At 55.5% G+C, this 24,310-nt stretch carries 23 protein-coding genes; 10 read left to right on the top strand and 13 right to left on the bottom strand.

Going from position 1 to position 24,310, the window contains the following annotated elements; all coding sequences use genetic code 11:
- Window positions 1-2 precede the first annotated feature (2 nt).
- Complete coding sequence (locus tag PuT2_RS13735) at window positions 3-1,226, bottom strand: LysR family transcriptional regulator (RefSeq protein WP_093971563.1); 1,224 nt, start codon at window positions 1,224-1,226, stop codon at window positions 3-5.
- Between the two features lie 362 nt (window positions 1,227-1,588).
- On the opposite strand from PuT2_RS13735, the gene PuT2_RS13730 reads away from it, so the two are divergent.
- The gene (locus PuT2_RS13730) at window positions 1,589-2,251 is read left to right on the top strand and encodes an ATP-binding cassette domain-containing protein (RefSeq protein WP_093971562.1); all 663 of its coding nucleotides are present in this window, start codon (window positions 1,589-1,591) and stop codon (window positions 2,249-2,251) included.
- Here the strand turns inward: PuT2_RS13730 and PuT2_RS13725 are convergent.
- From PuT2_RS13725 to PuT2_RS13705, 5 genes are all read right to left on the bottom strand, one after another.
- Window positions 2,248-4,047, bottom strand: a complete 1,800-nt coding sequence (locus PuT2_RS13725) for a feruloyl-CoA synthase (protein ID WP_093971561.1) — start codon at window positions 4,045-4,047, stop codon at window positions 2,248-2,250. The two genes, PuT2_RS13730 and PuT2_RS13725, sit on opposite strands and share 4 nt — an antisense overlap.
- Window positions 4,048-4,065: 18 nt before the next feature.
- The gene (locus PuT2_RS13720; protein ID WP_093971560.1) at window positions 4,066-4,956 is read right to left on the bottom strand and encodes a 3-keto-5-aminohexanoate cleavage protein; all 891 of its coding nucleotides are present in this window, start codon (window positions 4,954-4,956) and stop codon (window positions 4,066-4,068) included.
- Between the two features lie 150 nt (window positions 4,957-5,106).
- Window positions 5,107-5,970 carry an intradiol ring-cleavage dioxygenase gene (locus PuT2_RS13715; RefSeq protein WP_093971559.1) on the bottom strand — a complete coding sequence of 288 codons (864 nt, stop codon included), beginning with the start codon at window positions 5,968-5,970 and terminating at the stop codon, window positions 5,107-5,109.
- Window positions 5,971-6,080: 110 nt separating this feature from the next.
- Window positions 6,081-6,911 (bottom strand): alpha/beta hydrolase, encoded by an 831-nt coding sequence (locus PuT2_RS13710; protein ID WP_093971558.1) that lies wholly within the window; start codon window positions 6,909-6,911, stop codon window positions 6,081-6,083.
- A 2-nt stretch (window positions 6,912-6,913) separates the two neighbouring features.
- Window positions 6,914-7,993 (bottom strand): hypothetical protein, encoded by a 1,080-nt coding sequence (locus PuT2_RS13705; RefSeq protein ID WP_093971557.1) that lies wholly within the window; start codon window positions 7,991-7,993, stop codon window positions 6,914-6,916.
- 201 nt (window positions 7,994-8,194) lie between these two features.
- On the opposite strand from PuT2_RS13705, the gene PuT2_RS13700 reads away from it, so the two are divergent.
- Window positions 8,195-8,785: a TetR/AcrR family transcriptional regulator gene (locus PuT2_RS13700; RefSeq protein WP_093971556.1), complete on the top strand. Its 591-nt coding sequence runs from the start codon at window positions 8,195-8,197 to the stop codon at window positions 8,783-8,785.
- Window positions 8,786-8,860: 75 nt separating this feature from the next.
- Here PuT2_RS13700 and gtdA read toward each other — a convergent pair whose 3' ends face one another.
- Window positions 8,861-9,907, bottom strand: coding sequence for a gentisate 1,2-dioxygenase (gene gtdA, locus PuT2_RS13695; protein ID WP_093971555.1), 1,047 nt, complete (start codon window positions 9,905-9,907; stop codon window positions 8,861-8,863).
- Between the two features lie 178 nt (window positions 9,908-10,085).
- Between gtdA and PuT2_RS13690 the strand changes: the two genes are divergently transcribed.
- The 5 genes from PuT2_RS13690 to PuT2_RS13670 all read left to right on the top strand — a co-directional run bounded on the left by PuT2_RS13690 (window position 10,086) and on the right by PuT2_RS13670 (window position 16,511).
- Window positions 10,086-11,003, top strand: a complete 918-nt coding sequence (locus PuT2_RS13690) for a LysR family transcriptional regulator (RefSeq protein ID WP_093971554.1) — start codon at window positions 10,086-10,088, stop codon at window positions 11,001-11,003.
- Between the two features lie 121 nt (window positions 11,004-11,124).
- The gene (locus tag PuT2_RS13685) at window positions 11,125-12,003 is read left to right on the top strand and encodes an alpha/beta fold hydrolase (RefSeq protein ID WP_158214053.1); all 879 of its coding nucleotides are present in this window, start codon (window positions 11,125-11,127) and stop codon (window positions 12,001-12,003) included.
- The gene (locus PuT2_RS13680; protein WP_093971552.1) at window positions 11,973-13,613 is read left to right on the top strand and encodes an FAD-dependent monooxygenase; all 1,641 of its coding nucleotides are present in this window, start codon (window positions 11,973-11,975) and stop codon (window positions 13,611-13,613) included. The genes PuT2_RS13685 and PuT2_RS13680 overlap by 31 nt, the downstream gene beginning before the upstream one ends.
- The gene (locus PuT2_RS13675) at window positions 13,610-13,846 is read left to right on the top strand and encodes a hypothetical protein (protein WP_093971551.1); all 237 of its coding nucleotides are present in this window, start codon (window positions 13,610-13,612) and stop codon (window positions 13,844-13,846) included. Before PuT2_RS13680 ends, PuT2_RS13675 begins: the two co-directional genes overlap by 4 nt.
- Before the next feature lie 100 nt (window positions 13,847-13,946).
- The gene (locus PuT2_RS13670) at window positions 13,947-16,511 is read left to right on the top strand and encodes an EAL domain-containing protein (protein ID WP_093971550.1); all 2,565 of its coding nucleotides are present in this window, start codon (window positions 13,947-13,949) and stop codon (window positions 16,509-16,511) included.
- A 37-nt stretch (window positions 16,512-16,548) separates the two neighbouring features.
- Here the strand turns inward: PuT2_RS13670 and PuT2_RS13665 are convergent, their stop codons facing one another.
- A complete protein-coding gene (locus PuT2_RS13665) occupies window positions 16,549-16,800 on the bottom strand; it encodes a DUF4148 domain-containing protein (RefSeq protein ID WP_143516184.1) in 252 nt (83 codons plus the stop codon).
- A gap of 200 nt (window positions 16,801-17,000) precedes the next feature.
- On the opposite strand from PuT2_RS13665, the gene PuT2_RS13660 reads away from it, so the two are divergent.
- Window positions 17,001-17,891: a LysR family transcriptional regulator gene (locus tag PuT2_RS13660; RefSeq protein WP_093971548.1), complete on the top strand. Its 891-nt coding sequence runs from the start codon at window positions 17,001-17,003 to the stop codon at window positions 17,889-17,891.
- Between the two features lie 34 nt (window positions 17,892-17,925).
- Here PuT2_RS13660 and PuT2_RS13655 read toward each other — a convergent pair whose 3' ends face one another.
- Complete coding sequence (locus PuT2_RS13655; RefSeq protein WP_093971547.1) at window positions 17,926-18,450, bottom strand: peroxiredoxin; 525 nt, start codon at window positions 18,448-18,450, stop codon at window positions 17,926-17,928.
- Window positions 18,451-18,483: 33 nt separating this feature from the next.
- The gene (locus PuT2_RS13650; protein WP_093971546.1) at window positions 18,484-19,419 is read right to left on the bottom strand and encodes a LysR family transcriptional regulator; all 936 of its coding nucleotides are present in this window, start codon (window positions 19,417-19,419) and stop codon (window positions 18,484-18,486) included.
- A 104-nt stretch (window positions 19,420-19,523) separates the two neighbouring features.
- Here PuT2_RS13650 and PuT2_RS13645 point away from each other — a divergent pair, with 104 nt between their 5' ends.
- Both PuT2_RS13645 and PuT2_RS13640 read left to right on the top strand, forming a co-directional pair.
- Window positions 19,524-20,579 (top strand): aromatic ring-hydroxylating dioxygenase subunit alpha, encoded by a 1,056-nt coding sequence (locus tag PuT2_RS13645; RefSeq protein WP_093971545.1) that lies wholly within the window; start codon window positions 19,524-19,526, stop codon window positions 20,577-20,579.
- A gap of 134 nt (window positions 20,580-20,713) precedes the next feature.
- Window positions 20,714-21,040 carry an antibiotic biosynthesis monooxygenase gene (locus tag PuT2_RS13640; protein ID WP_093971544.1) on the top strand — a complete coding sequence of 109 codons (327 nt, stop codon included), beginning with the start codon at window positions 20,714-20,716 and terminating at the stop codon, window positions 21,038-21,040.
- A 206-nt stretch (window positions 21,041-21,246) separates the two neighbouring features.
- Here PuT2_RS13640 and PuT2_RS13635 read toward each other — a convergent pair whose 3' ends face one another.
- From PuT2_RS13635 to PuT2_RS13625, 3 genes are read right to left on the bottom strand one after another with little or no spacing between them, the layout of a single operon-like run.
- Window positions 21,247-21,936: an SDR family NAD(P)-dependent oxidoreductase gene (locus tag PuT2_RS13635; RefSeq protein WP_254047011.1), complete on the bottom strand. Its 690-nt coding sequence runs from the start codon at window positions 21,934-21,936 to the stop codon at window positions 21,247-21,249.
- 38 nt (window positions 21,937-21,974) lie between these two features.
- A complete protein-coding gene (locus PuT2_RS13630; RefSeq protein WP_254047010.1) occupies window positions 21,975-23,585 on the bottom strand; it encodes an FAD-dependent monooxygenase in 1,611 nt (536 codons plus the stop codon).
- A 34-nt stretch (window positions 23,586-23,619) separates the two neighbouring features.
- A complete protein-coding gene (locus tag PuT2_RS13625; RefSeq protein WP_143516183.1) occupies window positions 23,620-24,297 on the bottom strand; it encodes a GntR family transcriptional regulator in 678 nt (225 codons plus the stop codon).
- Window positions 24,298-24,310 lie beyond the last annotated feature (13 nt).

The raw sequence follows: 24,310 nt of genomic DNA, 5'->3' as shown, positions 1-24,310 counted from the left end.
CGCTATACCAACGAGGCGGCCAACCTGCCAAGCTCATGAATAAACGACTTCATGGTGATATTGGGGTCGGCGTCGGCGCGCATGGTCAAGCCAATATAACGAGTCGTTTCTTTGACCGGAACGGGCAAGACACTGAACGCGCCGGCAGATATCCCGTGAAACATTTGCCGGCGCGACAGCAAGGCCAATCGGTCGCTGTCTTGCAATAACGCCTGCAGCACAATGGCGCTGTTCACTTCGAGCACGGTTGATGGCGGCTGGACGCCAACCGCGTGAAAGGCGCGTTCGAAGGCATCGCGTGCCGGCGTACCGTGCAACGGCGCGATCCAGGACTCGCCCACCAGTTGGTCAAGGCCCGCGATGGTACGCCCCTCAAGTGGGTGGCCCTTGCGGACAACCACCGACAAGGTGTCTTCGAACAAAGGTGTTTGAATAACATCTGCCCCCGGCGCCTGTGGGCGTAACGCCCCCACCAGCACATCGATGTCAGCATGACGCAGCTGATACATCAGGCCGTCGTACGTGCCATCAACAATACTGACGCTCAAATCTTTGTATTGCGCCAACACGCGGTCAACGGCACGCGGCACCAGCGCCCCCGACGACAGCGGCAACGAGCCGATCACCAGACGCCCACGCATGCGTCCCTGAAACGCAGCCAGGTCTTCAGAAGCTTGCCGGAACTCGTCGAGCGCCAGCTTGGCCCGCTGCAAAACGACTTCGCCGCTTTCGGTTAGCCGTACGCCCCGAGCAGAACGGTGGAACAGACGAACCCCCAGCATGTGTTCGAGCTGACGCAAGGTTTGATTAACGGCTGGCTGACTAACCTGCAGACGACCGGCGGTGGCCGTCTCACTGCGCGCCTCGCAAAACACAATATAGGTTTGCAAATGGCGGTAGCCGCAAGTACCGGCAAACCGGCCGGCCGGGACGTGGGGTGGGTTTTGTTCGGCCAAACTCAAGGCCTCGTGCTCACCCTGGCGCAATTGCGAAAAAGCGCGTTCGGCACGGTGCGACAGCAATTGGCCGACGGTCGTGGGCAACATGCCACGCGCGGTTCTGTCGAAAATAGGCACGCCCACGGCGGTTTCAAGCTCACGGATGGCGCGCGCAATGGCCGACTGCGACAACGGGAGAATGGTCGCCGCCTGTGACGTACTGCCTGTTTTGCACACCGCAAGTACAGCGCGAAACTGACGCAGATGCTCTGCCAGCGACATAGGCATGAAATCGACCTCCGGGAAGAGTCGCCATTTTAACGTGCTGCCCCGCTTCGGGGCAGCACACAACGCAACCGCACCACAATGGCGCACATCGTACCTAGGGTTGACCCTAAACAATGGCACGCTTTTTGCTAAATAATCTTTACATACCGCGCCCGCGGCCACGACATGTATAGGGTGCCCGATGGACAACAACTACCGCTTTACTGCAAAAATGCTTGACCTGAACCCATGGCAAACCTTCCGATATGCCATTTTCCCGGCGTGGTTGCGCGTGCCTTTTCGACTGATAAGACGGCGCTGAGCCCATTGCTTGCGCCGCCACACCCACCAGGCAACCGAAACACGCTTTACACCACGTCACTATGCATAACCCAAAGTTCATTTCACTGGAACAGGTCTGCACCGACAGCGCAGAAGCCGCAGGGTTGTCGCTGCTGAATGTCGACGTCACCGTGTCACAAGGCACTACCCTCGTAGTGCATGGACCACCCAACAAAGGCAAGTCGGGCTTTTTATTACTGATCGCAGGTCTGATCGAGCCCGGACGCGGCGGGGTGATTTGTAACGGCAAAGAGGTGACAGGCCCTGGACCAGAACGGGCACTCGTGCCTCAGTGGCCCGCCCTGCTGCCCTGGCTGACCGCCTACCAGAATGTCTTTTTGGCAGTGAACCGGGCCCACGGAAGACATAAATCGCGTGATGAACTGCATGTCGATACCGCCATTGCCCTGCAACGCATGCAATTAGGAAATGTAATGCACACGCGGGCAAGTCGGCTAACGCAAGACCAGCAACAGCGTGTGTCGATTGCCCGGGCACTGGTAGTACGTCCGCGCGTGCTGCTACTTGACGAACCCTTCGCCACGCTTGAAACGGCCACCCTGGCCTGGCTGCCGGCCACGCTGGAACATCTGATTCAGGAACACCATATAACGACTGTCGTCACACACAATGACAACCCATTTCCGTATTTGCACCCCAGCCAGTACTTCGAGGTGGGTGCAGCGGCCTGCCAGCCCGCCTAATCGGCGTATAGCGCCTCAACGGCCTGAGCGCGATTGGCCAGTACATTCGCCTGGTTCAGCGAGCCTTTATCTGTGATTTCACGGGCTTGGGCCAAGGGCGGCTGAGTAGCCAGCACATAAGCGGCAATGTACATGGCGCTGCCTGGGTTGCGCTGGTTGTAACGACTCACCCCCGCCTGCACAAATGACGCCACATCGACATGCTGGGCCAACGCTTCGTAGTTTAGAGTGGCATCGCCCACCAAACGACGCGCCGCCGCCAGGTCGATAAAAACCAAGGCACGGACATCGGTGCGACCCGACCCGGCAATAACAACATCGGCCACCACCGGCAGTAATTCGCCCAATAACAACCCACGCAAGCGCCCCACCGAGACCCAGGTACCGCTTTGCAACTTGAAGTCTTCGGCAATCCGGCCCTCAAAAATAATGCCCTGGGCCGGATCGGCGTCGTCCACGAGCCGCGCCGCATCGCCCGAACGGAAATAGCCTTCATCATCAAAAACCGATGACGTTAAATCAGGGCGCGCCAGATAACCTGGAAACACATTAGGCCCTTTGACGCGCAGCTCGTAACGGTCATCGACACGCGCGAACTTGATGTCGCAACCCGGCACCGGCAAACCAATATTATCGGCACGCCTGGAATCGAAAAACACCCCCGTCGCCAGCGGCGCGGTTTCAGTGGCGCCCCACGCGGTAACCAAAGGCACGCGGTGACCACGCACCTTGACAGCCAGGTCTTCGAGGTCAGACCACGTTTTTTGCGGCATGCCCGCGCCGGCATAGAAAATCAGGTCAAGCCGGTTGAAGAAACTTTGGCATAACACCTCGTCGTGCATCATGCGATTAACCAGTTGATGAAAGGCCAAAGGCACATTGAAGTGAATCGTCGGCGAGACGTCGCGCAAATTATTGACCGTACGCTCGAACAGCGCACCGGCTGGTTTGCCGGCATCGATATACAGCGTGCCGCCGTGGCTCAAAGCCAGAAAAAACACTTCGTTGCCGCCAAAGGTGTGATGCCAGGGCAACCAGTCAACCAGCACAGGCTTGCGCTGCTGCACAAACGGGAAGATCTGCGCCAACTGCTGCTGGTTGGCGCACAACATACGCTGTGTATTGATGACCCCTTTTGGCACACCGGTTGAACCCGAGGTAAACAAAATTTTGGCGACATCGTCCGGGGCAATGCTTGCGTTGTGCACGTCAACACTGCCTGCCGGCGTAGCCAGCACCTCGTCAAGCGCTACCGCACCCGTAGGCGCCCCGGGAGCAATCACAATAACGTCTTCGGTGCACGCCTTGACCAACGCAACACCGTACCGGGACAGGTTATCGGTATAAATCACAGCGGGCTTAAGTGCAGAAAAGCACGCCAGCAATTTGTCGAATGCCGCATCGACTGAAGCATAAGCCGGAGACACGGGCGCTACCGGAACGCCAGCATACAGCGCCCCGAGCAAAATATTGGCTGTATCGATACTGTTCTCGGCCACCACAGCCAATGGAGCGTCTGGCCCGCACCCAGCATTAATTAAATACTGCCCAACCGCCCTGGCGCGCATAAGCGTTTGCGCATAAGACTGCCGCTGCCAACACGGTTCGGGCGCATCAAGATTACCGGCACGCTGCGCCAGAAAGGTCTCGTCGGGCGTGCGTTCGGCCCAAAGCAGCAAGGCATCGGTAATGCAACGACCATAGGGCTGCAAAGGGTGGGCATTGCGCAAAATAAAACTACCGTCAGGCAAGTCTTGCCGGACGGTAGCAACGGCGCAGAAAGTATCTGTGCTCATAACAAGTAGATTGACCGTTTACTTGCGACGGGGCAGCCCCATGATCTGGCGGGCCTCGTCCGGCGTCGCCGGCTCGTAACCCATTTCGCGAACCAGGCGAACGATGCGCTCGACCAATTGCACGTTGGTCGCCAGCTTGCCCTGCTCGTAATAAAGGTTGTCTTCAAGGCCAACCCGCACATGGCCACCCAGCAATAGCGACTGCATGGCGGCCGGCAACTGCGCCGGGCCGATGGCGCTGACGTTGAAAATAGCACCTTTGGGCAGGTGATCGACCAGCAACTGCATGATTTTGGGCGTGTAGGGCAAGCCGCCCTGGAACGCCGCTACGCCCAGCACCATATTGATAAAGTAAGGCTCTTCGTCGACTTCTTTGAGAATTTTGCCAACTTCCAGCAAGTCGGACAGCGCAAAAACCTCCCATTCGGGCTTGATGCCGCGCGCCTTCATTTTGTCGGCCAGTTCGCGAACCCGTTTGGGTGTGGTGGGAACCAGAATTTCTTTATCGCCAAACGTGGCGCAGATGGTTTGCGCGTCGAGCGTGCACATTTCCACGCCCTCACCTTCCATACCTTTCAGGCGCTCTTCGAACTTGATTTCCCAGAGCCCGTTATTGAGCTGGTGAATCATGTCGCCGTTAATGCCGCCGCCGGTCGAGTTGTTTAGGATGATGTTGCACTTGTCTCGAATGCGGCGATTGATCTCGGTATAAACCGCTGGGTCGCAGGTGGCTTCCTGATCGCTCGCACGACGGGCATGAACCGCCACCACACTGGCCCCTGCGTTATAGCAATCGTAGACGTCGGCAGCGATCTCTTCGGGGGTTGTCGGCAATGCAGGGTTTTGTTTTTTGCTGGCCATACCGCCCGTAGGGGCGACCGTCACCACGATCTTGGGTTTATTGCTCATGAATCCTCCTGTTGTTTTAAAGCCGCTGCACGGCCCGAATTATCTGCAAACGACAATAACGCAGTTTTATCGATGCAGTCTACAAACCGCGCGGGCATCCGGATAATGCTGTCTGACTATACTTTTTATGCAAAAACCGTATAACGCGACTTAGGCTTGCGGATTCAGGACAAAGTCATAAGAAACGGTGTAGTACGGCTCATTCATGGTCGTACCATTGGGTGCAGTACCGGGTTCGTGCCGATCCCAATCCACCACAAGGGTTGAACGCACGCCAAACACCGCGTCCGACTCGAGGTAGTCGCTGGTTTCGTTAAAAATGTGCGTAATCAGGCGTTCATAGCCCGGGGCGGTAATCATGAAGTGCAAATGTGCGGGGCGCCACGGATGGCGGTCGAGTGCGTCGAGCATTTTTCCAACCGGGCCGTCGTGCGGGATAGGATACGGCACCGCCAAAATCGACCGAAAATCGAAGCTGCCGTCATCACGCGTACGCAAGCGGCCACGGGCCTGGTGTTCGTGCACCTCGGGCCGCTGCACATCGTAAAAGCCCTCATCATCAGACTGCCAGACCGCAAGCTCTGCGCCCGCAATCGGTAGACCATCAAGGCCCTTGACCGTACCCGAAACAAAGCAAGGTACGCCTTTTGCCCCGTTGGAGATATCGTCGCCGTGGTTATACAGCGGAGACCCCTCGACGTAGAACGGGCCAAATACCGTCGCTTCGGTGCACCCCTTGGGCTTACGGTTGTTCTGTGCCGTGACTAGCGTCGACAACCCCAAGGTGTCCGACAACAAGATGAATTCCTGGCGCTTGTCATCGCAAATTTGCCCCACCTGCGTCAAGAACTGCACCGCTTGAAACCACTCGGCCTCAGTGAGTTTCACCTCGCGCGCAAAATCGTGAAGATGACTGACCAGACAGTCCATGATCTCGCGCAAGCGCGGGTCTGCCTTGGGGCCCGTCATTTGCTTTACAGCCGTCGTAATCGTGAATTCGTCGATATCGCGCATGGTCTCCTGCCTCGGTGAAATAATTTGGTAAGGTTAGCTTACCTTATTATGCGCATTTTTTGTCAAACTCAGAATTGAGTTCGTCTTACGCCCCTTAAGAAAGGAACAGATTATGTCAAAAGCCGCCCAGACCATACGTCGACAGCGTTGACCCACATCCCGTCAATATCACCTGCAGCGTAACTTGCCGTAAAGTGGTTGCAGCCAGGCAGTTCCAGCATGTCCGCAATGTTGCCTTGTTCCGCAAGCGCTGCTTTCATTTCCAAGGCTTGTCGCTTCAAGTGCGGAAAGTCATTGTCCCCCCACGTCAACAAGAATGGCGGCAAGCCATGATCGACCAGGTGCAGGGGCGAGGCACTTTGGTCCAGACCGGCCTCAAGCGGCCCCAAGAACCGCGGCCGAACAGCCATACCGGAGTTATCACCAAAGTAGTAGACCCCCGAAACAGGTACACAACCACGTATGCGCGTACGACAGGGGATGCCGGCCGCCGTCGCCTCACTAACAGCTAGCATGGCGGCGTAATGCCCACCGGCAGAATGTCCCCCGACAAATATTTTGCTGGCGTCGCCGCCATATGCGTCCACGTTGGACCACAGCCAGTCTAGCGCCTGGGCACAATCATTAAAGCCCGTCGGAAAAGTATGTACGGGCGCTAGACGATAACCTGCCGTAACAAAGGTAATTCCTTTGGCGTTTAGGGCGGGTGCCATGAACGACATCCACTCTTTATAGCCGTTGGTCCAGCCGCCCCCATGAAAAAACAACAGCACACGCCCATCTGGCTTTTCGGCAGGAAACAAGGCAAGACTTTGATACGGGTCGGACCCATAGTTGAACTCCAGAGGCGTAAGCCCCTGAGCACGCTCGATGAGATAAGCGTGATACGCCGCAGCGTTTTCATTCAAGGGCTCCTGGGCCGGGTAAAGTGCAATGTCCATCGTTATCGAGCCTCACGCTGCACAATCATTTTCGGATCGACCAAACGGCCTGCGTCTACAACGCGTACCCCGTCAAGGTCGATGGAGCAATCTCGCATCGGCAAATCGTAGTGGCCTCGCGTTTTTCGCTTGCCGCCGCCTTGCGTGTTGGGCCCGGTAGAAAACAGGAAATTCCCCGGAAAACACCGCGCAGCTGCCCGACTGCGTTCTGGAGAGTCACCGTACAAAGCCAACGCGTCCCAACGGCATTGAGGGTTCATCCCCCATCCTAGGTGAGAAATAGCGTAGGGGTCCATATCGGCCTCATGTTCTTTGCCGTCGGCCAGCCACTCGCGCATCAAGGTGGCATCTAGCCCGCCTTCTATCGAACGAATATGTCCCCCTTCAATTTCGATGACGATCTGATCCTGAACATAGCGACAGTAGGGCAAGATCACAATATCGCCTGGCTGAACAACCACTCGTCCGGTCGCGCTGCCCTCATTCGGAAACGTATGAATTAGCCCGACGCCCCAATGGTCGAAACGGCCAGGCTCGTCGGCGTAGCCGTACTGACTCATCACCGGATACTCGCCACACGAGTAGGTCAGGTCTGTACCCGCCTTGCTCGTGACGTGCACGCGCCTGGTCTTTTCATACATGCGATGCGCATGCATCACCGCGTCTTTAAGCCCCGCAGGCGCCTGCAGCGCATACAAATCGTCGGGCGCATCGATAATCATCTGCACCCGCACACCGGCATGCATGACTTCACGCAGCCATGCGGCAAAAAGCGGCACATGAAAAATCAGAATCATGTCGCATGCCTTCAGTGCCTCCAGCGTGCCCTTGCATTTTCCAATCGTGGGTACACCCACATTGGTCCAGCCCGGAATCATATTGACCTTCATTTCGTAAATATCGGCGCCCAGCATGTCAGCCGCCGCGAATGCCGCCTCGATATATTCGGTACGCGTGCCCAAGTCGCTCACAATAGCCACGGTTTGGCCCGGGCTGACTTTGCACAATTCAAACTGCTTTTTGAACAAACCCGGCAGTTTGGCCGGATTGAGTGTTTGGGTACGAATGTCGGCAGCAATCATGGACATGCTCCTGAAAAATGGAGAAAGATGAGAATGTGCCAAAACACGGCGCCAGGCACCTCATCAAAAACGAACGTCTTTCGTTTTTATAATAAGGTTAAGTCTGTCCGCATAAAAATCGTGGTTTACCCTCGCCCGATCACAGACGGTCTCCGCTATGTTCAAACATGCTAAAAATTAGCCTTCAAGCAAGGGGGCGTTTTGGTACAGGTCAAAAAAACAGAGGTAGAACAAGCCATCACGGCAGCAGCCCGCACATTATTCAAAACGCACGGATACGCCGGCACCAAAATCCCGCAAATTGCGAAAGCAGCCGGCATGTCGGCCGCCAACATCTATGTTTATTTCGACGGTAAGGCCGACATTCTGCTGTCGGTATATGACGCTTGGTTTGCCAACCAACTTGAGGCACTGAAAGCCCGAATAGACCAGTGCACAAGCTCCGAGCTTGCACTCAGAACCCTTTTTGTTGCCATGTGGCAAGAATTGCCCGCTGCCGACAACGGATTTTGCAGCGTGCTGATCGAAGCGCTCTCGGATCGCTCGATACAAGACAAGTATTCGCCCCGGTTACGCAACACCATTGAAGCCAACTTGAAAAAGCTGCTGACACAATGCCTGCCTGCCGCGTCAACCGCAACCCACCAAACTGTCACCACGTTGCTCATCATGGCCTTCGATGGCTATGCACTCAACTTCCACCTTAAGAATGGACAAACTGCGCGCGACGAAGATATTGACACCCTCTGCCGACTGTTCTTGAGCTGCGACGACGCAAGCCCAAAAAAATAGCCCCCTGCAAGACAGAGGGCTTTGGAGTGCGCCGCGACGAGCGCACCCAAAAAGTCAGACGCAATAGCAGCCGAACTAGCCGATTTTTTCACGCCACAAATCAAGCGCCTGCTGCACCGGACGGTCGGAGAAACTGAACACGACCGCATCGTCGCCATCAACCTCAAAATGGTAAGGCATCCACGATGGCACAACAAAGACGTCTTTCGGGCCAAAGGTCAGGGTTTGATCGCCCACAACACAACGACCGGTGCCTTCGACAACGGCATACACGGTCGAATCGGTTGAACGATAAGCCTTGCCCTTGAAGCCTGCCGGCATCAATTGCATAAAGGTACCAATCGTGGGCATCGCCCAGTCGCCAGTGACCGGGTTGGTATATTGCAGCTTGAACGCCCAGCATTCGTGCATGGGGCTCTGACGCTTCATGGTGTAAAGCGCTTCTCGCGTACGGTCGTAGGGGTACCAGAACAGCGGCGAGGTTTTTGAGCGCGATTTGTACTCAACCGGCTTCATGGTGTTGCCAAACTCGGCCAGATTAATCGTACCGTCAGTACCCGTATGCTGGCTGTCTTCTGCACCACGCTCCATGAACTGCGCATCGAACAGTTCAACAATAGGCACATCAAGACCGTCAAGCCAAACCATAGGCTCAGACGACGGATTCCCGTGATCGTGGAACGACCATGAGGGCGTAATGACAAAGTCGCCCACGTTCATGGTGACTTTCTCACCATCAACGGCGGTATAGGCACCACTACCATTCAAAATAAACCGCAGGGCCGACTGCGAGTGGCGATGGGCAGGCGCAACTTCGCCCGGCAAAATCAGTTGCAAACCGGCATAAAGACTGTGCGTGATGCGGATCTGACCACGCAAACCCGGATTTTCAAGCACCAGCACACGACGTTCGGCCTCTTTGGCGGTAATCAGTTCGCCGGCTTTTTCCAGCCAGGGGCGACACACATCCCATTTCCACAAATGCGGCACACAGGGGGTGATCGGCTCGGGCGTCACCACGCTGTGCAGCACTTCCCACAACGGGGTCATACTTTCGCGGTCGATTTGTTTGTAATAGTGCTCGCGCTCGCTAGAGACGCGGGAAGTGGCTTCTGCTGTCATTGAAGTCTCCGGTTTCGTTCGTTGCGGCATCGGAAGCGACGACGCGATGAAACCAGTGTGCGACAACACAATTGCGGAAGCAATATTTCAGCCATAATAAGTACTATTGTCGTATTAAATAATACAGGCCAAACTATGGCGTTAAGCAGCACTTATTCGAATAACGAATAGATCAATCATGACGCGACTCGACCTGCACGACCTGTTGTTGCTTAAGGAAATTTTTACCGCACGCAGTATCAGCGCGGCCGTCAACCAGGTCGGCCTAAGCCAGCCCGCCATCAGCGTACGCCTGGGTCATTTGCGCCGCCACTTTGGCGACCCCCTGTTTGTCAGGACATCGGGCGGGATGATGCCCACCCCGTTTCTGGAAAGCCTGCTGCCGCATATCGACCAGGCCATCTTGTTGCTGAACACCCAAGGCAACCCATACCGCTCCTTCGACCCGGGAGAGTCAACCCGCCGCTTTCGGCTGGGGCTCAGTCATATCGGACAACTGGTCATGCTGCCCGAACTCATGGGCACGCTTCGCGACATTGCCCCCGCAATCAAAATCGACGCGTTAGATCTGGACGAGCTCACGGCAAACCTGCTGGAGTCGGGCAAGCTGGACTTGGCCATCGGCTACGCCACCGACCTGCAAACCGGGTTTTATCAGCAGCGCCTGTTTACCGAAAGCTATGTGTGCATCGTGCGCACTGCTCACCCGCGCATCGCCGGCTCGCTGACGCGGTCACAATATCTGGAAGAGGCGCATCTGGCGCTCGACGCCCCCGGTACGGGTCATACCCGACTTGAAAAGACGCTGTTTGAACAAGGCATTGAGCGCAATGTAACCTTACGCGTCCCCTCTTACCTGGGCCTTGAGGCCCTTATTACCGCCACTGACCTGCTGGCCATCGTACCGGGCCGCCTGGGTCGCACCCTGGCGCAGCAAGGCAAAGTGCAAGCCCTGGAACTGCCCTTCAAGATTGCGCCCTATGAAATCCGCCAATATTGGCACGAACGCTATCACCAAGACGCCGGCAACTCCTGGTTAAGACGACATATTTTCGAACACCTGAGCAACCTGCCAGAAACCTTTACCCACGTCTAAGGCGCGCCAATGCTCGCGTCCGTTATGCGCAATTCGTTTAACTGATAAAACGAATTTGCATGGTTTCCATAGTTAGCAAGGCACTTAGAATGACCGCAAAGCCATGTGTCAGCGTCTGCCTATGCCTATACATCACCACACCATTGCCTCATCGCCCAGGTTAGCCATTTCCGTTGCGGGCAAAGGGCCGCTTGTCATTCTCGTACATGGTCTGGGGGGCGATCGCAGCACCTGGGCCCACCAACTCGAAGCGCTGCAGCACAAATACACCGCCGTCAGCGTCGACCTTCGCGGTTACGGTGACAGCGAAGATCCGCCCTTGCCCATCCAGTTCAAGGCAGATTTCTGCGCCGACCTGCTGGCGGTGATTGATTACTTCAATGTCCCGCGCGCGCACCTGGTGGGTTTGTCCATGGGAGGTCGGGTGTGTCGCACCGCAGCGTTGCAAATTCCCGACCGGGTTGCTTCTTTAACACTAGCCAATACCAGCCCCGGGTTCGACCACATGACAGCCACCCAGCTCGAGGCCTTCATCGAAGCGCGATCGGGCGCTTTGGCACAAAACGGCCTGCCCCCAGACTTCGGGCGCCAACAGGCACTGGCCATGATGGCCCCAGGCGCGCCGCTATCGGCCATCAACGTCATGGCTCAGGCGGTCGACCGGCTACGCGTGCCCAACTACCTAAGCACGCTGCGCGCCTCGACGCTGCAAGATCGAGGCGACCGTCTGGAAGACATTACATGCCCGGTACATATCATTACCAGCGACCACGACACCGTCTACCCTGCCGGCGTTACGACAGCATTGTGCCAACGCATACCTCACGCCCTGCACACCGAGATCATCGGTGCCGGCCATATCAGCAACCTTGAGCAGCCCGACGCATTCAACGCGGCACTGATGCGTTTCTTGGACAGCCTACCGCGTGAGAACAACACACATCCATACCTAGCCCCCCAGGAGACCCCATGTATTTCAATTGGGAAGAATTCCCTCTAATCACGCCTGAACAAATTGCCGCAACCGGCAAAACCCGTAGCCCGGTAGTTGTTATCGGCGCAGGCCCGGTCGGCCTGGCGATTGCGCTGGGGTTATCGCAGCACAACGTCCCGTGCATAGTTCTAGAGCGGCGCACGACGATTTCAAAGGGCAGCCGGGCCTTGGCCATGACCCGTCGCAGCCTGCAAATTCTTGACCAATTAGGCGTGGGCAAAGCCGTTATGGATATCGCCATGCCGTGGGGCGAAGGTTGGACCTACTACGGTAAGGAAATGGTGCACTACATGAACATTGCGCCGCCGCCCAACGAGAAGCATGGTCAAACCAACCTGCAACAATGCTGGATGGAGCAGTTGCTGCTTGAGCAAATCGCCAAAACCCCGTTGGTCGAGGTACGTTACGGTCACGAAGTCGCCGCCCTGACCCCCGAAGACACCCAGGTGGTGCTGGACGTCAACACTGCTGCGGGCAACTACACGCTGTCGGCCGACTACCTGGTTGCCGCCGACGGGCCGCGCGGCACCACACGACGCCAGCTAGGGCTTGATTACGAAGGGACGTCTTATACCCAGCAATTTGTGATCAACGACATTATTTGCCAATTGCCTATCCCGGCCGGCCGTCGGCTTTATTTCAACCCGCCTTATCTGCCCGGCAAGGCCGTGCTCATGCACGGCGCCCCCTTCAATATGTGGCGGCTCGATTTCCAGCTGCTCGATGGCCAGGACGCCGACGAAGAAATGCAACCCGAGAAAGTCCATACCCGAATCAAGGCCCACTTCGAATTAATGGGTCTGGAAAACATCGACTACGAACTGATCCTTACGTCGATCTATCGCACCAACGCACTTAGCCTGCCCACCTATAACAAACAACGCGTGCTGTTTGCCGGCGATGCCGCACACCAGGTGCCCATTTTTGGGGGGCGCGGCGTGAATCACGGCTACGCCGACGCCCACAACCTGGCGTGGAAACTGGCCCGTGTCGTAAAGGGACAATCGGCCCCCCAACTGCTGGACACCTATACCCAGGAAAGACGCGGCGCCATCCTGGACACGTTAGCCGAGCTGACCAAGACCACCTTGTTCATTACCACGCCGTCACCCGGCATCTCGCTGATGCGCGACGCGGTCTTGTCCTTGTCCATCACCGAGAAATTCCTGAACAACCTGTTTGACCCCTACGCCTCGCCGCCTTACGAATACACCGACAGCACACTGAACGCTTCTCCGGCCAAAGACCCGGCGTTTACATCGCGGGCCGATGTCGGTGCCATTCCACCCGACGGCATCGCCACTAAAAACGGCGATCGGCTTTACGACCTGTTAGGCCCCTGCTTTACGGTACTGGTGTTTTCCGATACAGCCAACGATCCGGCAATACTGGCGCTCGAAAGATCCGTGCACGCCACTGATACCGACGCGCGGTTCCAGGTCCTCCCTGCACAATGCCAAATTGCCGACCTGTTCGACGCCAAACCCGACACCGTCTACTTGTTGCGCCCAGACCAGCGCGTCGCAGGTCGTTGGCGGCACATTACCCCCGAAGCGCTGGCTGCTGCACTAGACCACGCCACCTTAAGCACAGCCCAATTTCAAGAGGCCCCATGAATACTCCACACCACGGCACGTCGTTCAGCGAACGCGACTTCGAACAACTGGCCACATCAATTGACCAGATCGACCCGGCGCAGCGCGAAGTGTTTTTGGCCAAGCTGGTCATTTTGCTGGTCGCCAGTCACCCCGAGCCCGATATCCTGTCAAGCGTCATTCCGCGTGCAAAAGCGCACCTCAATGCCCCCTCAGCCGCAGAGGTCTCCCCAGACGAAACAAAACCGCGCTAATATCAGGGTTAAGTCAGGTACACACACTGGCATTACGCCAATCGCCGACCCAAGGTATGCTACACACCGGCGTTAACACACCTTACCTGGCTTATCCCTGATGCCCGACACCCCTTTACCGCTAGGCGTATTTCAACGTTTCCTGAACACGTTGCATGTCGACTATCAGGACTCCATGCGCAAAGCATTGGGCTGGCTGTTGCTGCTGGCGGTGGTGCAATTTGTCTCGGTGATGTGGCCCGAAACCCCCGGTTTCAACGGCCTTCCCCATTACCTCGAACTACATACGCTCATGGAGGTCATCTCCATTATCGTATCGGCCATGGTTTTTGCCGTCGCCTGGAGCACCCGCATACAGGGGTTCTCGGCCAGCTTTACCGTACTGGCCGCCATCTTTTTAGCCGTCGCCGTTCTCGATTTCGCCCATACGCTGTCGTATGCAGGCATGCCCGATTATTTTTCACCCAACCTGGGCGACAAACACCTTAACTTCTGGATGACGGCCCGTTTGCTGGCTGCAGTTGGGCTACTGATCATCGCCCTGCGACCCTGGAAAACGCCACTGAACAAGCGCCAAAAATACACCGTGCTGGCTGGCATGCTCGTCCTGGTCATCGGCTGGCAGTGGCTGGTCATCCAATACCCAACCCACATGCCCCAATGGTTTGTCGCCGGGCAGGGGCTCACCGCCCTCAAAATCAACACCGAATACCTGATCATCGCGCTTAATTTTTTGGCTGCCGCAATTTTATGGCAGCGCATGCGGGCGCCCCAGCCGTTTCACGTAGTCGCACTATTTGGCGCAGTTTGCGTGCTGGCCATGAGCGAACTATTCTTTACGCTTTACAGCACCATGCATGGGGCCTACAACGCACTGGGGCACATTTACAAAGTCATTGCCTATGTACTGATTTACCGCGCCTTCGTCGTCGAAGCCATCGAACGCCCCTACAAAGACCTTGAAATTGCGCAGCTAACGCTCAAACAAGAAGAGGTCCGCTTTCGGCGAGCCGTCGAGGCGGCGCCTAATGCCATGCTCATGGTCGACGATACGCAAACCATCGTCCTGAGCAATACCCGCAGCGATGCCATGTTCCGTTTCAATACAGGCCAGCTGGTTGGAAAAAAGCTCGACATGCTCATCCCCGACAGCATGCGACATACGCACCACAAGCATATCCACAGTTATTTAGCTGCGCCGGCCGATCGGCCCATGGGCAAAGACCGTTTCTTGTATGCCAAGCGATACGACGGCGAACTGTTCAGGGTTGAGGTGGGCTTAACGCCCCTTACCATCGACGGGCGCACTTTTGTACTGGCCTCGATTGTTGATATTACGTCCCGGCTCGAAGCCGAAGCACGCATTGAAAAGCTGATTTACTACGACACGTTAACCGACCTGCCCAACCGCCAACTGCTCAAAGACCGTGCCAACCAACTGATTACCGCAGCACGCCAAAGTCACAACCTTATTGCGCTGGTCTACATAGACCTTGATCGCTTCAAAAACATCAACGAAAGCCTCGGTCACACAGTAGGCGACCAGCTCCTGGTTGATGTAGCCCGACGCCTGACCAGAACAGCAGGCGACGAAGCCACGGTCGCGCGCGTTGTCGGCGACGAATTCGCCATTGTCGCGTCACTGCCGCACGCCGAAGACGCTGCCCGCCTCGCGCGGTTATTGCTGACCAATATCTCGAGACCCTACAAAATTGGCGAACACCATCTGACGCTGACGCCATCAATCGGTATCGCCCTGTATCCCGACGACGGCGCAGACTTCGACACGCTCATGAAAAGCGCCGACATGGCCATGCAACTGGTCAAACTGGAAGGGCGCAACGACTTTCATTTCTTTGCAAAAGAAATGCAACAACGCACGTCGCGCATGCTCAACCTTGAAAGCGCCCTGCTGTCAGCCATCGACAACAACGAACTGCAACTGGTATACCAACCGCAAGTACGGATTTCCGATCGCAAGGTAATTGGCGTCGAAGCCTTGCTGCGCTGGCATCACCCTGAGTTTGGCAAGGTATCGCCTGCCGAATTCATGCCCATTGCCGAAGACAGCGGCCAAATTATCGCCATTGGCGCCTGGGTACTAAAAACGGCGACAGCGCAGCTTAAACAATGGCTGGCCCAGGGTTATGCGCCCATGATCATGTCGGTCAACCTGTCAGCCATCCAGTTTCGCCACCCCAACCTTATCGGCCTGGTCGACGACATTCTGGCAAAAACAGAGCTGCCCCCCGAATACCTGGAGCTGGAGCTGACCGAAAGTGCGGCCATGCTTAACCCCGACCACGCCATACGCATCATGCAAACCCTGCACCGGCGCGGGATAAGGCTGTCTATCGACGACTTCGGCACTGGATACTCGTCACTCAGTTACCTTAAAAAATTCAACATCTACAAACTGAAAATAGACCAGTCTTTTGTGCGCGACATTGCCACCGATGGTGACGACCGCGCGATTGTTTCGGCCATTATTCAAATGGCAAACAGCCTGGGCTTTCACACCATTGCTGAAGGTGTGGAAACCCAGGCTCAACTTGATTACCTACGCACCCAAGGGTGCGACGAAATTCAAGGTTATCTGTACAGCAAGCCGCTACCCGCCGAGGCCCTGGGCGAATGGCTAGTCGCGGCCCGCACCGAAACCTGAGGGCTAGCCTACCTTCGGGTTTCGGCGCCCACGCGGTTTATTTACCACGCTGTTGACGCAACTCCTGGTATTTCGCCATACGGTCGCGGTACGCATCGCTGAATACATCTTGCGACAGCGCATAAGCACTGGCCTCATCAAAGCCAGCCTGGCGCCAATCAGCAAGGTCCTGTCGGGTTTGCTCGGCAATCGAGCCCGCTTTTGCATCATCCGCATAGGCCGGTGCCACAACGCCGCCAGCCAGAACGCCCAAAGACAGAGCTACTGCGGTCAATTTAGTTTTCATCATTTTTCCTTTCATCAACGTAGAAGATATGACAGTGCAATAACGCACTGACAAGATGTTGTGTGCACGGCTCGAATACAGCCCAGCACGGCATCAAACTTCCTGTAAATGAATTCTAAAATGGCATAAACTTGGTAATAACCCCCTAAAATACAATATTCAATTCCATTTTTCGGAATCAACCCTTTTGACGGAGCGTAACATTGGCCGACAACGTGAATGATTTGCGTCTATTTACAGACATCGCCCAGGCAGGGGCCATTACCCGGGCGGCCATCATGTTGAACAGCTCCCCACCCGCCGTGAGCTGTCGCTTAACCGCCCTTGAAAAACGCTTGGGTGTGCGCCTCATAGAGCGCCACGCCCGTCGGTTCCAACTGACCGAAGCCGGGAAAGCGTTTTATGTTCGGGCTCAACGCATATTGGCCGAAATCCAGGACGCTGAAGCCGAGGCCAGCAGCCATGCACAGCGCCTGAAAGGCCGTTTGAGAATCGGTGCCATGTTTCAAGGGGGACAACGTAGCCTGGCCCCCGAAATCGCCCGCTTCGCCATGCGTTACCCCGAGCTTCAGGTCGAGCTGGTCGTATCCGACGAACCTTTAGATGTCTTCACCGACGATCTGGATATTCTGTTTCAACCCGAACAGCCCGACCAGCCCAATATCGTTGCGCGTAAGGTCACGGAGGGCCGACTGATCATCTGTGCCTCTCCTGACTACCTAAAGCGTAAAGGACGCCCGATGTCGGCCGCCGATTTAGCCCATCACGATTGCCTATGCCTGGCGCAAGGCCCTACCGTGCAAAACCGCTGGCGCGTAGCCTGCGAAGGGTCTGACCATGACATCGAAGTCACCCCGCGGCTGGTCTGCAACAGTGGCGAGACGCTTTACGAATGGATATTGGCAGGCCATGGCATCGGACTGCAGTTTGAATGGAATGCCCGCAAAGACCTGGAAGCCGGCCGACTTGAAGAATGCCTGGACAGCCAATGGATATTGCCCTGGTATGCGGTATACCCGCACCGGGGGTACCACCCCCCAAAAATAAAGGCTTTTCTTGACTACATAAAGGAGCGCGTGGGCCAACACGTCTGAGTTAAAACAGCGCCCAAAACTAAGGCTCAAGGCGCTATTTACGGTCTACCCCCAGCTCAGACAACGTACGCACCATATCTTCGGCCGACGTCTCGGGCTGGACATCAGTGTCGATTTTCAAAATGCGTCCGTCTTTACCAATATAGAACGTGTGACGGCGAGCCACGCCCAGCAGGCCCAGTACATCGTAAGACCGGGCGACTTGCTTGCTTTCATCGCTAAGCAAGGGGAAATCGGCCCCCGTTTCTTTGGCAAAACCTTCATTCTCGATAAGCGGGTCAACGCTGGCCATAAAGTAGGTCACGTCGAACTGACGAATCTGGTCACCGTTCTCTGCCAAAGACTTGCATTCGATGGTGCACCCATAGGTATAGGCCTTGGGAAACCAAGCCAACACCACCGCCTGCTTGCCGCGATAATCAGACAGCTGGTAGGTTTTGCCATCGGACGCAGGCAGACGAAAGTCAGGCGCCATGTCGCCGACGTCAAGGGCGGCAGCTGTATTGGAAAAGAACGCAAAAACCAGTAAAAACAACGACTTCTTGATGCATGAATACATAACAAGCTCCTAGGTGGCTTGTTGATCATAACGTCAAGAAATCGTCTTGTGGGGACGAGGCGGTCGCGCAAACGCCTCGTAAATCAGCCCTCGCAACCAACGGTTCGGCTCATCCCTATGAAAGCGGGCATGCCAATGTTGCTTGATCTCGAACAGTGGTGAACCCACCGGCGACTCCTGGACAACAACGTCACCCGCACGGGCCAGTGCAGCCGCGCACGAACGGGGCACGGTAGCAATCAGGTCCGTGTCACGCAACACATGAGGGATACTCATAAAGTGCGGAATGACCAGCTTGACCGGACGCTTCACGCCATGCCCCGCCAGATACCGCTCGAACACCTCCTCGCTGCGCCCTTCTGACTTGACCACCAGATGATCCGCCTCCACAAAAGCGGCCGGGTCAAAAGGCCGGGTCGTCAGCGGGTGGTCCTTGCGCATTACGCATACAAAGTTATCGCTGTACAAGAACTGCTGATAATAGTTCGCCTTTTTAAAATCAGGGTAATAGCCCACGCTTAAATCGACATCGCCCGACAGCAGTGCCGCTTCGTGCGCCAGCGGAGGCAATGAAATGGCCTGCACACTGATGTTAGGTGCAATCGCGCGAAGTTGCCGGGTTAAATAAGGCAAGAACACAATCTCGCCGATGTCAGACATACTCAACGTAAAGCTGCGCTGCGCCGAGGCTGGGTCGAAGCGAGGCGCCCCCAGCAAATCGTTGTCCACCATATCCAGTATTTGGCGCACGGTGTCGGCCATTTGCTGCGCCAACGGTGTAGGTGTCATCCCGCCAGGGCTGCGCACAAACAACTCATCTTGCGTTAGCGCGCGTAACTTATTCAGGGCAAAACTTACGCTTGGCTGGCTAAGCCCCAGGTTTACCCCCGCCTGTGTTACATGACGCGTCTGCATCAGTGCGTCGAACACACGCAGCATCGGCAAATCGATTTGTTTCGGATCTATCATCTAATTTCTAAATAATTATAATTATTTGATTTGATTGACTAATAATAGCTCAAAATCCCATACTCCTTTCACAACAACTAGGTCTGTTCTGAAAGGAGACATGCATGTTTATTCGAAATATTTGGTACATCGCCGGATGGGCAAAAGATATTGGCGCCACCCCCGTCGCACGCCGCATTTGTAATGAACCCATCGTGCTGTTTCGCACGCCGCAAGGGCAAGTCGGCGCGCTGATCGACCGATGCCGTCATCGTGGCGTACCACTATCGCTGGGTTCGGTCGTCGAGGCCGGTATCGAATGTGGCTACCACGGCCTTGTCATGGACTGCTCTGGCACCTGTGTACATATCCCCGGGCAAAAAAATATCCCGGCCAGCACCAAAGTTCGCAGTTACCCGGTGGTTGAAAAAGATGAACTGATCTGGATCTGGATGGGCGACCCCGAGCTGGCCGACCCCAGCCAGATTCTGGATTACCCCGTTCATAACGACTACAAGAACTGGCCTCACAAACACGGTTTCTATCGCATCAAAGGCAACTATCAGTTGCTCGTCGACAACCTGATGGACCTGACCCACCTGGGATACGTGCATAAAACAACCATTGGCGGCGACCCCAACACCCACGTTACCGCCCACATGGAAACCCGGGAAACCCCGCGCGGCGTCAAAGTAGTTCGTCACATGCCCAACTGTCTTCCACCCCCAACCTACCGCAAAGGCGTACCTTTTTCCGGCCACGTTGACCGATGGCAAGAGTTTGAATTTGTACCGCCAGCCACCGTATTGCAATGGAGCGGTGCGGCAGACGCAGGCAAAGGTGCACTGACCGACGAAAGCCAACGTGACGGCGGATTTTCCATCCGCGTTTTCCACGGCGTCACCCCGGAAACCGAAAGCACCTGCCTGTATTTCTGGTCTACCGCCAACGGCTACCGACAAGACGACCCGCAAGCCACCGAAGACCTGTACAACGATGTTTCAACAGCCTTCCGCGAAGACCAGGTCATGATCGAAGCCCAACAAAAAATGCTGGAAGAAACCGGCGAAGCCGACCTCGTCTCCATCATTCACGACCGCGGCCGCATCCAGATGCGACGCATTGTCGACCGACTGATTGAACAAGAGAACCTACAGGAAAGCGCTGCGGCATCCGCCTGAGGTAAGGCGGCGGTGTCGGGTTAAGCCTCGAAACAACGGGGGGCGGGAGACCTCCCTCATGGCAACCGGCGGTCATCACCTCATCGAAGGCATAATAACTTTCACTCCGCACTGTACTTAAAGAGGAGAAGCCAGTGATTACCGTCATCTTCGAAGTATGGCCAACAGAAAACAAGGCCAATCAGTATTTAGACATTGCTGCGTCGCTTCGACAAGACCTGGAAAAAATCGACGGCTTCATCTCCATCGAGCGCTTCGAAAGCCTGACCACAAAAGGCAAGTACCTGTCGCTCTCGTTCTGGCGAGATGAAGACGCCGTACGTACATGGCGCAATCAAGACAAGCATCGCATGGCCCAAAACATGGGCCGTAATGGCATATTTGCCAACTATCGCCTGCGCGTTGCCTCGGTGCTGCGCGACTATGGCATGCACGAACGAGCGCAAGTGCCAAAAGATTGATTGTGATGCAATAGTGGGCATTTCGGCGCAATTTAACCGCCCATTTCCCTATTTTGACCTCTCATTTAGCCAAAAGTAAAAAGCGGTCACGTTCCCCGAAACGTCCACCCACACTCAAGGCAGTCGAAGGGGCAATGTACTTGATCAGCGTTAATTAACATCGCCGTCACCCCTCCAACACGCAAGTATCGGAAACATACTAAAAATCATTCTGCACGAGGGACAAGACGGCGCTCGAAAACATTGCCGGAAACAGTCTTGGCACTATCAGAAATCAAAAACATCAGGCTGGGTACCACCTCGTCCGGCGTCGAAACCCCCAACGACTTTTCGTACATCGCCAGTTCGTCGTCTGTTGCCGACTTAAGAAATACTGGAGTGGCTACCAAGCCAGGGGATACCGCATTGATCCGGACGCCAAAAGCACGTAGCTCAAGTGCTGCCGACTTAACCAACCCAATAATGCCTGCTTTAGTTGAAGCATAAGCGGCCGCACCCGGCCAACCAGCCGAAGCCAAACCCGACGTAAAGGTAACAATCGCACCGCTACGCTGGCGCTTCATAATCGGAAACAGCGCCCGCAACAGATAAAACACGCCAGTAAGATTCACATCGAGATGACGCTGCCACTCAGCATTCGAAAGCTCATCGATCAAAGTGCGTTTTTGGATTGCGCTGGTCAGCACCGCTGCGTCGATACGACCATACTGTTTTTGCCAATCTTGAATTACCGAATCGACCGCGCCTGAATCAGCAATATCAATACTGCAAGTATCAATATTCCCGCCGACCAAAGTAGACAAACCTTGGGAGTCAATGTCCATAGCCAATACCTGCGCACCCACTGCTGCGCAGGCCAATGCAGTTTCTCGGCCAATACCCGACGCTGCTCCCACTACAAGCACAACGTGTCCGGAAAAATCATAGGTTGCTTTCACTGCGACAATCCCTCGCAAACCGGCATACGGCCAGTAATTTCACAATAAATTCTGGCGGCCTGCTCTGGATCGCCATCAATTGGCACAATCGCCGCAATGTGCTCATCAGGGCGTACTAATACCAACGTATTCAAGGCCACCCCCATCCGCTTGGCCAAGGCATTGCCGGGGTCAAGTAAGCTGCAATCTCGCAGACCGGAGTCAAGCGGTGCGTCATAGCGCGAGACCTGATAATGCTGCAACGCTGGTGACCGAGTCTGGGGTATAGCCAGCCGGCGACGGGCGTCGCAAAAATAGAGGGCCGTAAATTTTCCCGAACACACATCATGAATCCGGGCCTGCTCACCCTGCGGTGTATGCACCAGGTAATCGGGCAGGCGGTCACCTGCAATAGAAGCAGGCCGCTCCGCACGGGCCACCATCGACCAATTTGTAGTACCGACAACGTCAAGCTTTACCCCAAGCATGGTACGCGTATACGCATTTTGCCAGTTACTGTCGGACATGGCCGCAGTCCCATCACTGCGTTTCTCCATTGAGCGACGTGCTGCCTCGGCCATTTCGCCAGAACCATGAACGGCAAGAGGCTTCTGCTCACGCTCATAGCCATCTAGAATGGATTCGTCGGCCCAACCCCGCAAAAACCACGTCAGACGCCAAGGCAGATTAGATGCGTCTAGTACGCCAGTGTTCAAGCCCAAAGCCCACATCGGCGTGATCAGGTGGGCGGCGTCGCCCATAAGGAAAACCCTATTGCTTCGCCACTGAGTCGCAACCCTATGATGGACACGATAAGTCACCTTGTTGATAACCTTGACGTTATCTACCTCACCAATGAACCGCAAAGATTTCTCTTTTAATTCTTCTTCAGTTGGCTCTTCGACCCCTTCCTTCATGGGATATAGAAAACGCCAGCAATGCGGATGACGCACTAAAATCATCCACTCTTCCGGGTCGGCAAAGTAAGACAAGTAAGGATAGTCACGCGGGTTTGCGGTATCCAAATCGACCTCAAGATCGACCAGCGAATACTTGACGGGTAACGAATGACCATCGACCTGGATACCCATCAGTTCACGCACCGTCGAGCGCCCGCCATCACAAGCCAGCACAAAAGCAGCTTGGGTCTTGAGGACGCCATCCGCATTACGGATGGTCAGCTCAACATGATCTCCCTTGTCCTCATACCCTTCTAGACGATGTCCCATTTTGGTTTCGATCAAGCCCGAGCGCTTGATCTCTTCGGACAAGATCGGCTCGAGATGATGCTGCGGCATGTTGATTACAAATGGATAACGGGTCTCTTCAGACAAGGTATCCAGAAACACAGGAAATGTAGACTTTTGGGTACGACGATCGATTTCGCCAATTTCTTCAACGCGCAACGACTTGGATAGCACATTACGAACAGCACCATAACGGTGCAGAACCTCGAGTGTACGCGTCAGAATCGTGCCCGCCTTGGTATCAAGCGAAAGAGACGTGTCATCTTCGTAGATTACGGCGGGGATCCCATAGTGGGCTAAACCCAGCGCCGTGATCATACCCACCGGACCCGACCCAATAATTGCCACGGGCTGTCGTTGTGCTTTACCTGCGATCATCATTACACCCTTTATAAATATCGGCCCCGGCACTGCTTTACACCGAGGCTTTGAGAATCCGTTTTTGCAGAGACATCAAGTGAGCGCGCATTGCCTCTCGGGCCGCTTGAGCATCTTGCTTAATAATCGCCTCAAGAATTGCCTCGTGCTCACGTTGAGTAACAACCAAACCATCGTCTGGCATGACTCGCAAATGCCACATCATGTTCGAACGATCATGCAGCGGCCGCTGCGCATCGGCTAAAAACTTATTGCCTGCTGCCAGGGCGATCAGCGAATGAAATGCGTGATCTATTTGACTAAACTCATCGCGCTTCGTCTGGCTGGTAAGGGCCTTGGACCGCACAAGTAAGCCGCGCAACTCCTCTATTTGCTCGGGAGTAACCCGCTGCGCAGCAAGTGCGACTACTTCAGGCTCCATGGTCAAACGTGCTTCGATCAGCTCGAGAATATCGTGCAACGAGTCAAACCGCACAACCAGACCTTTGCGAGGAATAACCTCGATGAGTCCCTCCATGCGCAGCCGCTGAATCGCCTGGTGAACGGGCATACGTCCAAACCCGGTCATTGCACAAAGTGCAGCCTCATTGAGAAACAGACCCGGCCGTAACTCAAGAGACAAGATCTTGTCTTTTATTAGCGTATATGCCTGCTCCGTCAACGACGGTGCCTTGCGAACTCGGGTCTTGTCTGAAGGTACTTTCTTTGTCGCCATGAATATGTGCTCG

This window comes from Pusillimonas sp. T2, assembly GCF_002236805.1.
Classification (GTDB): Bacteria; Pseudomonadota; Gammaproteobacteria; order Burkholderiales; family Burkholderiaceae_B; genus Neopusillimonas.
This window is presented reverse-complemented; position numbering and strand designations above follow the sequence as displayed.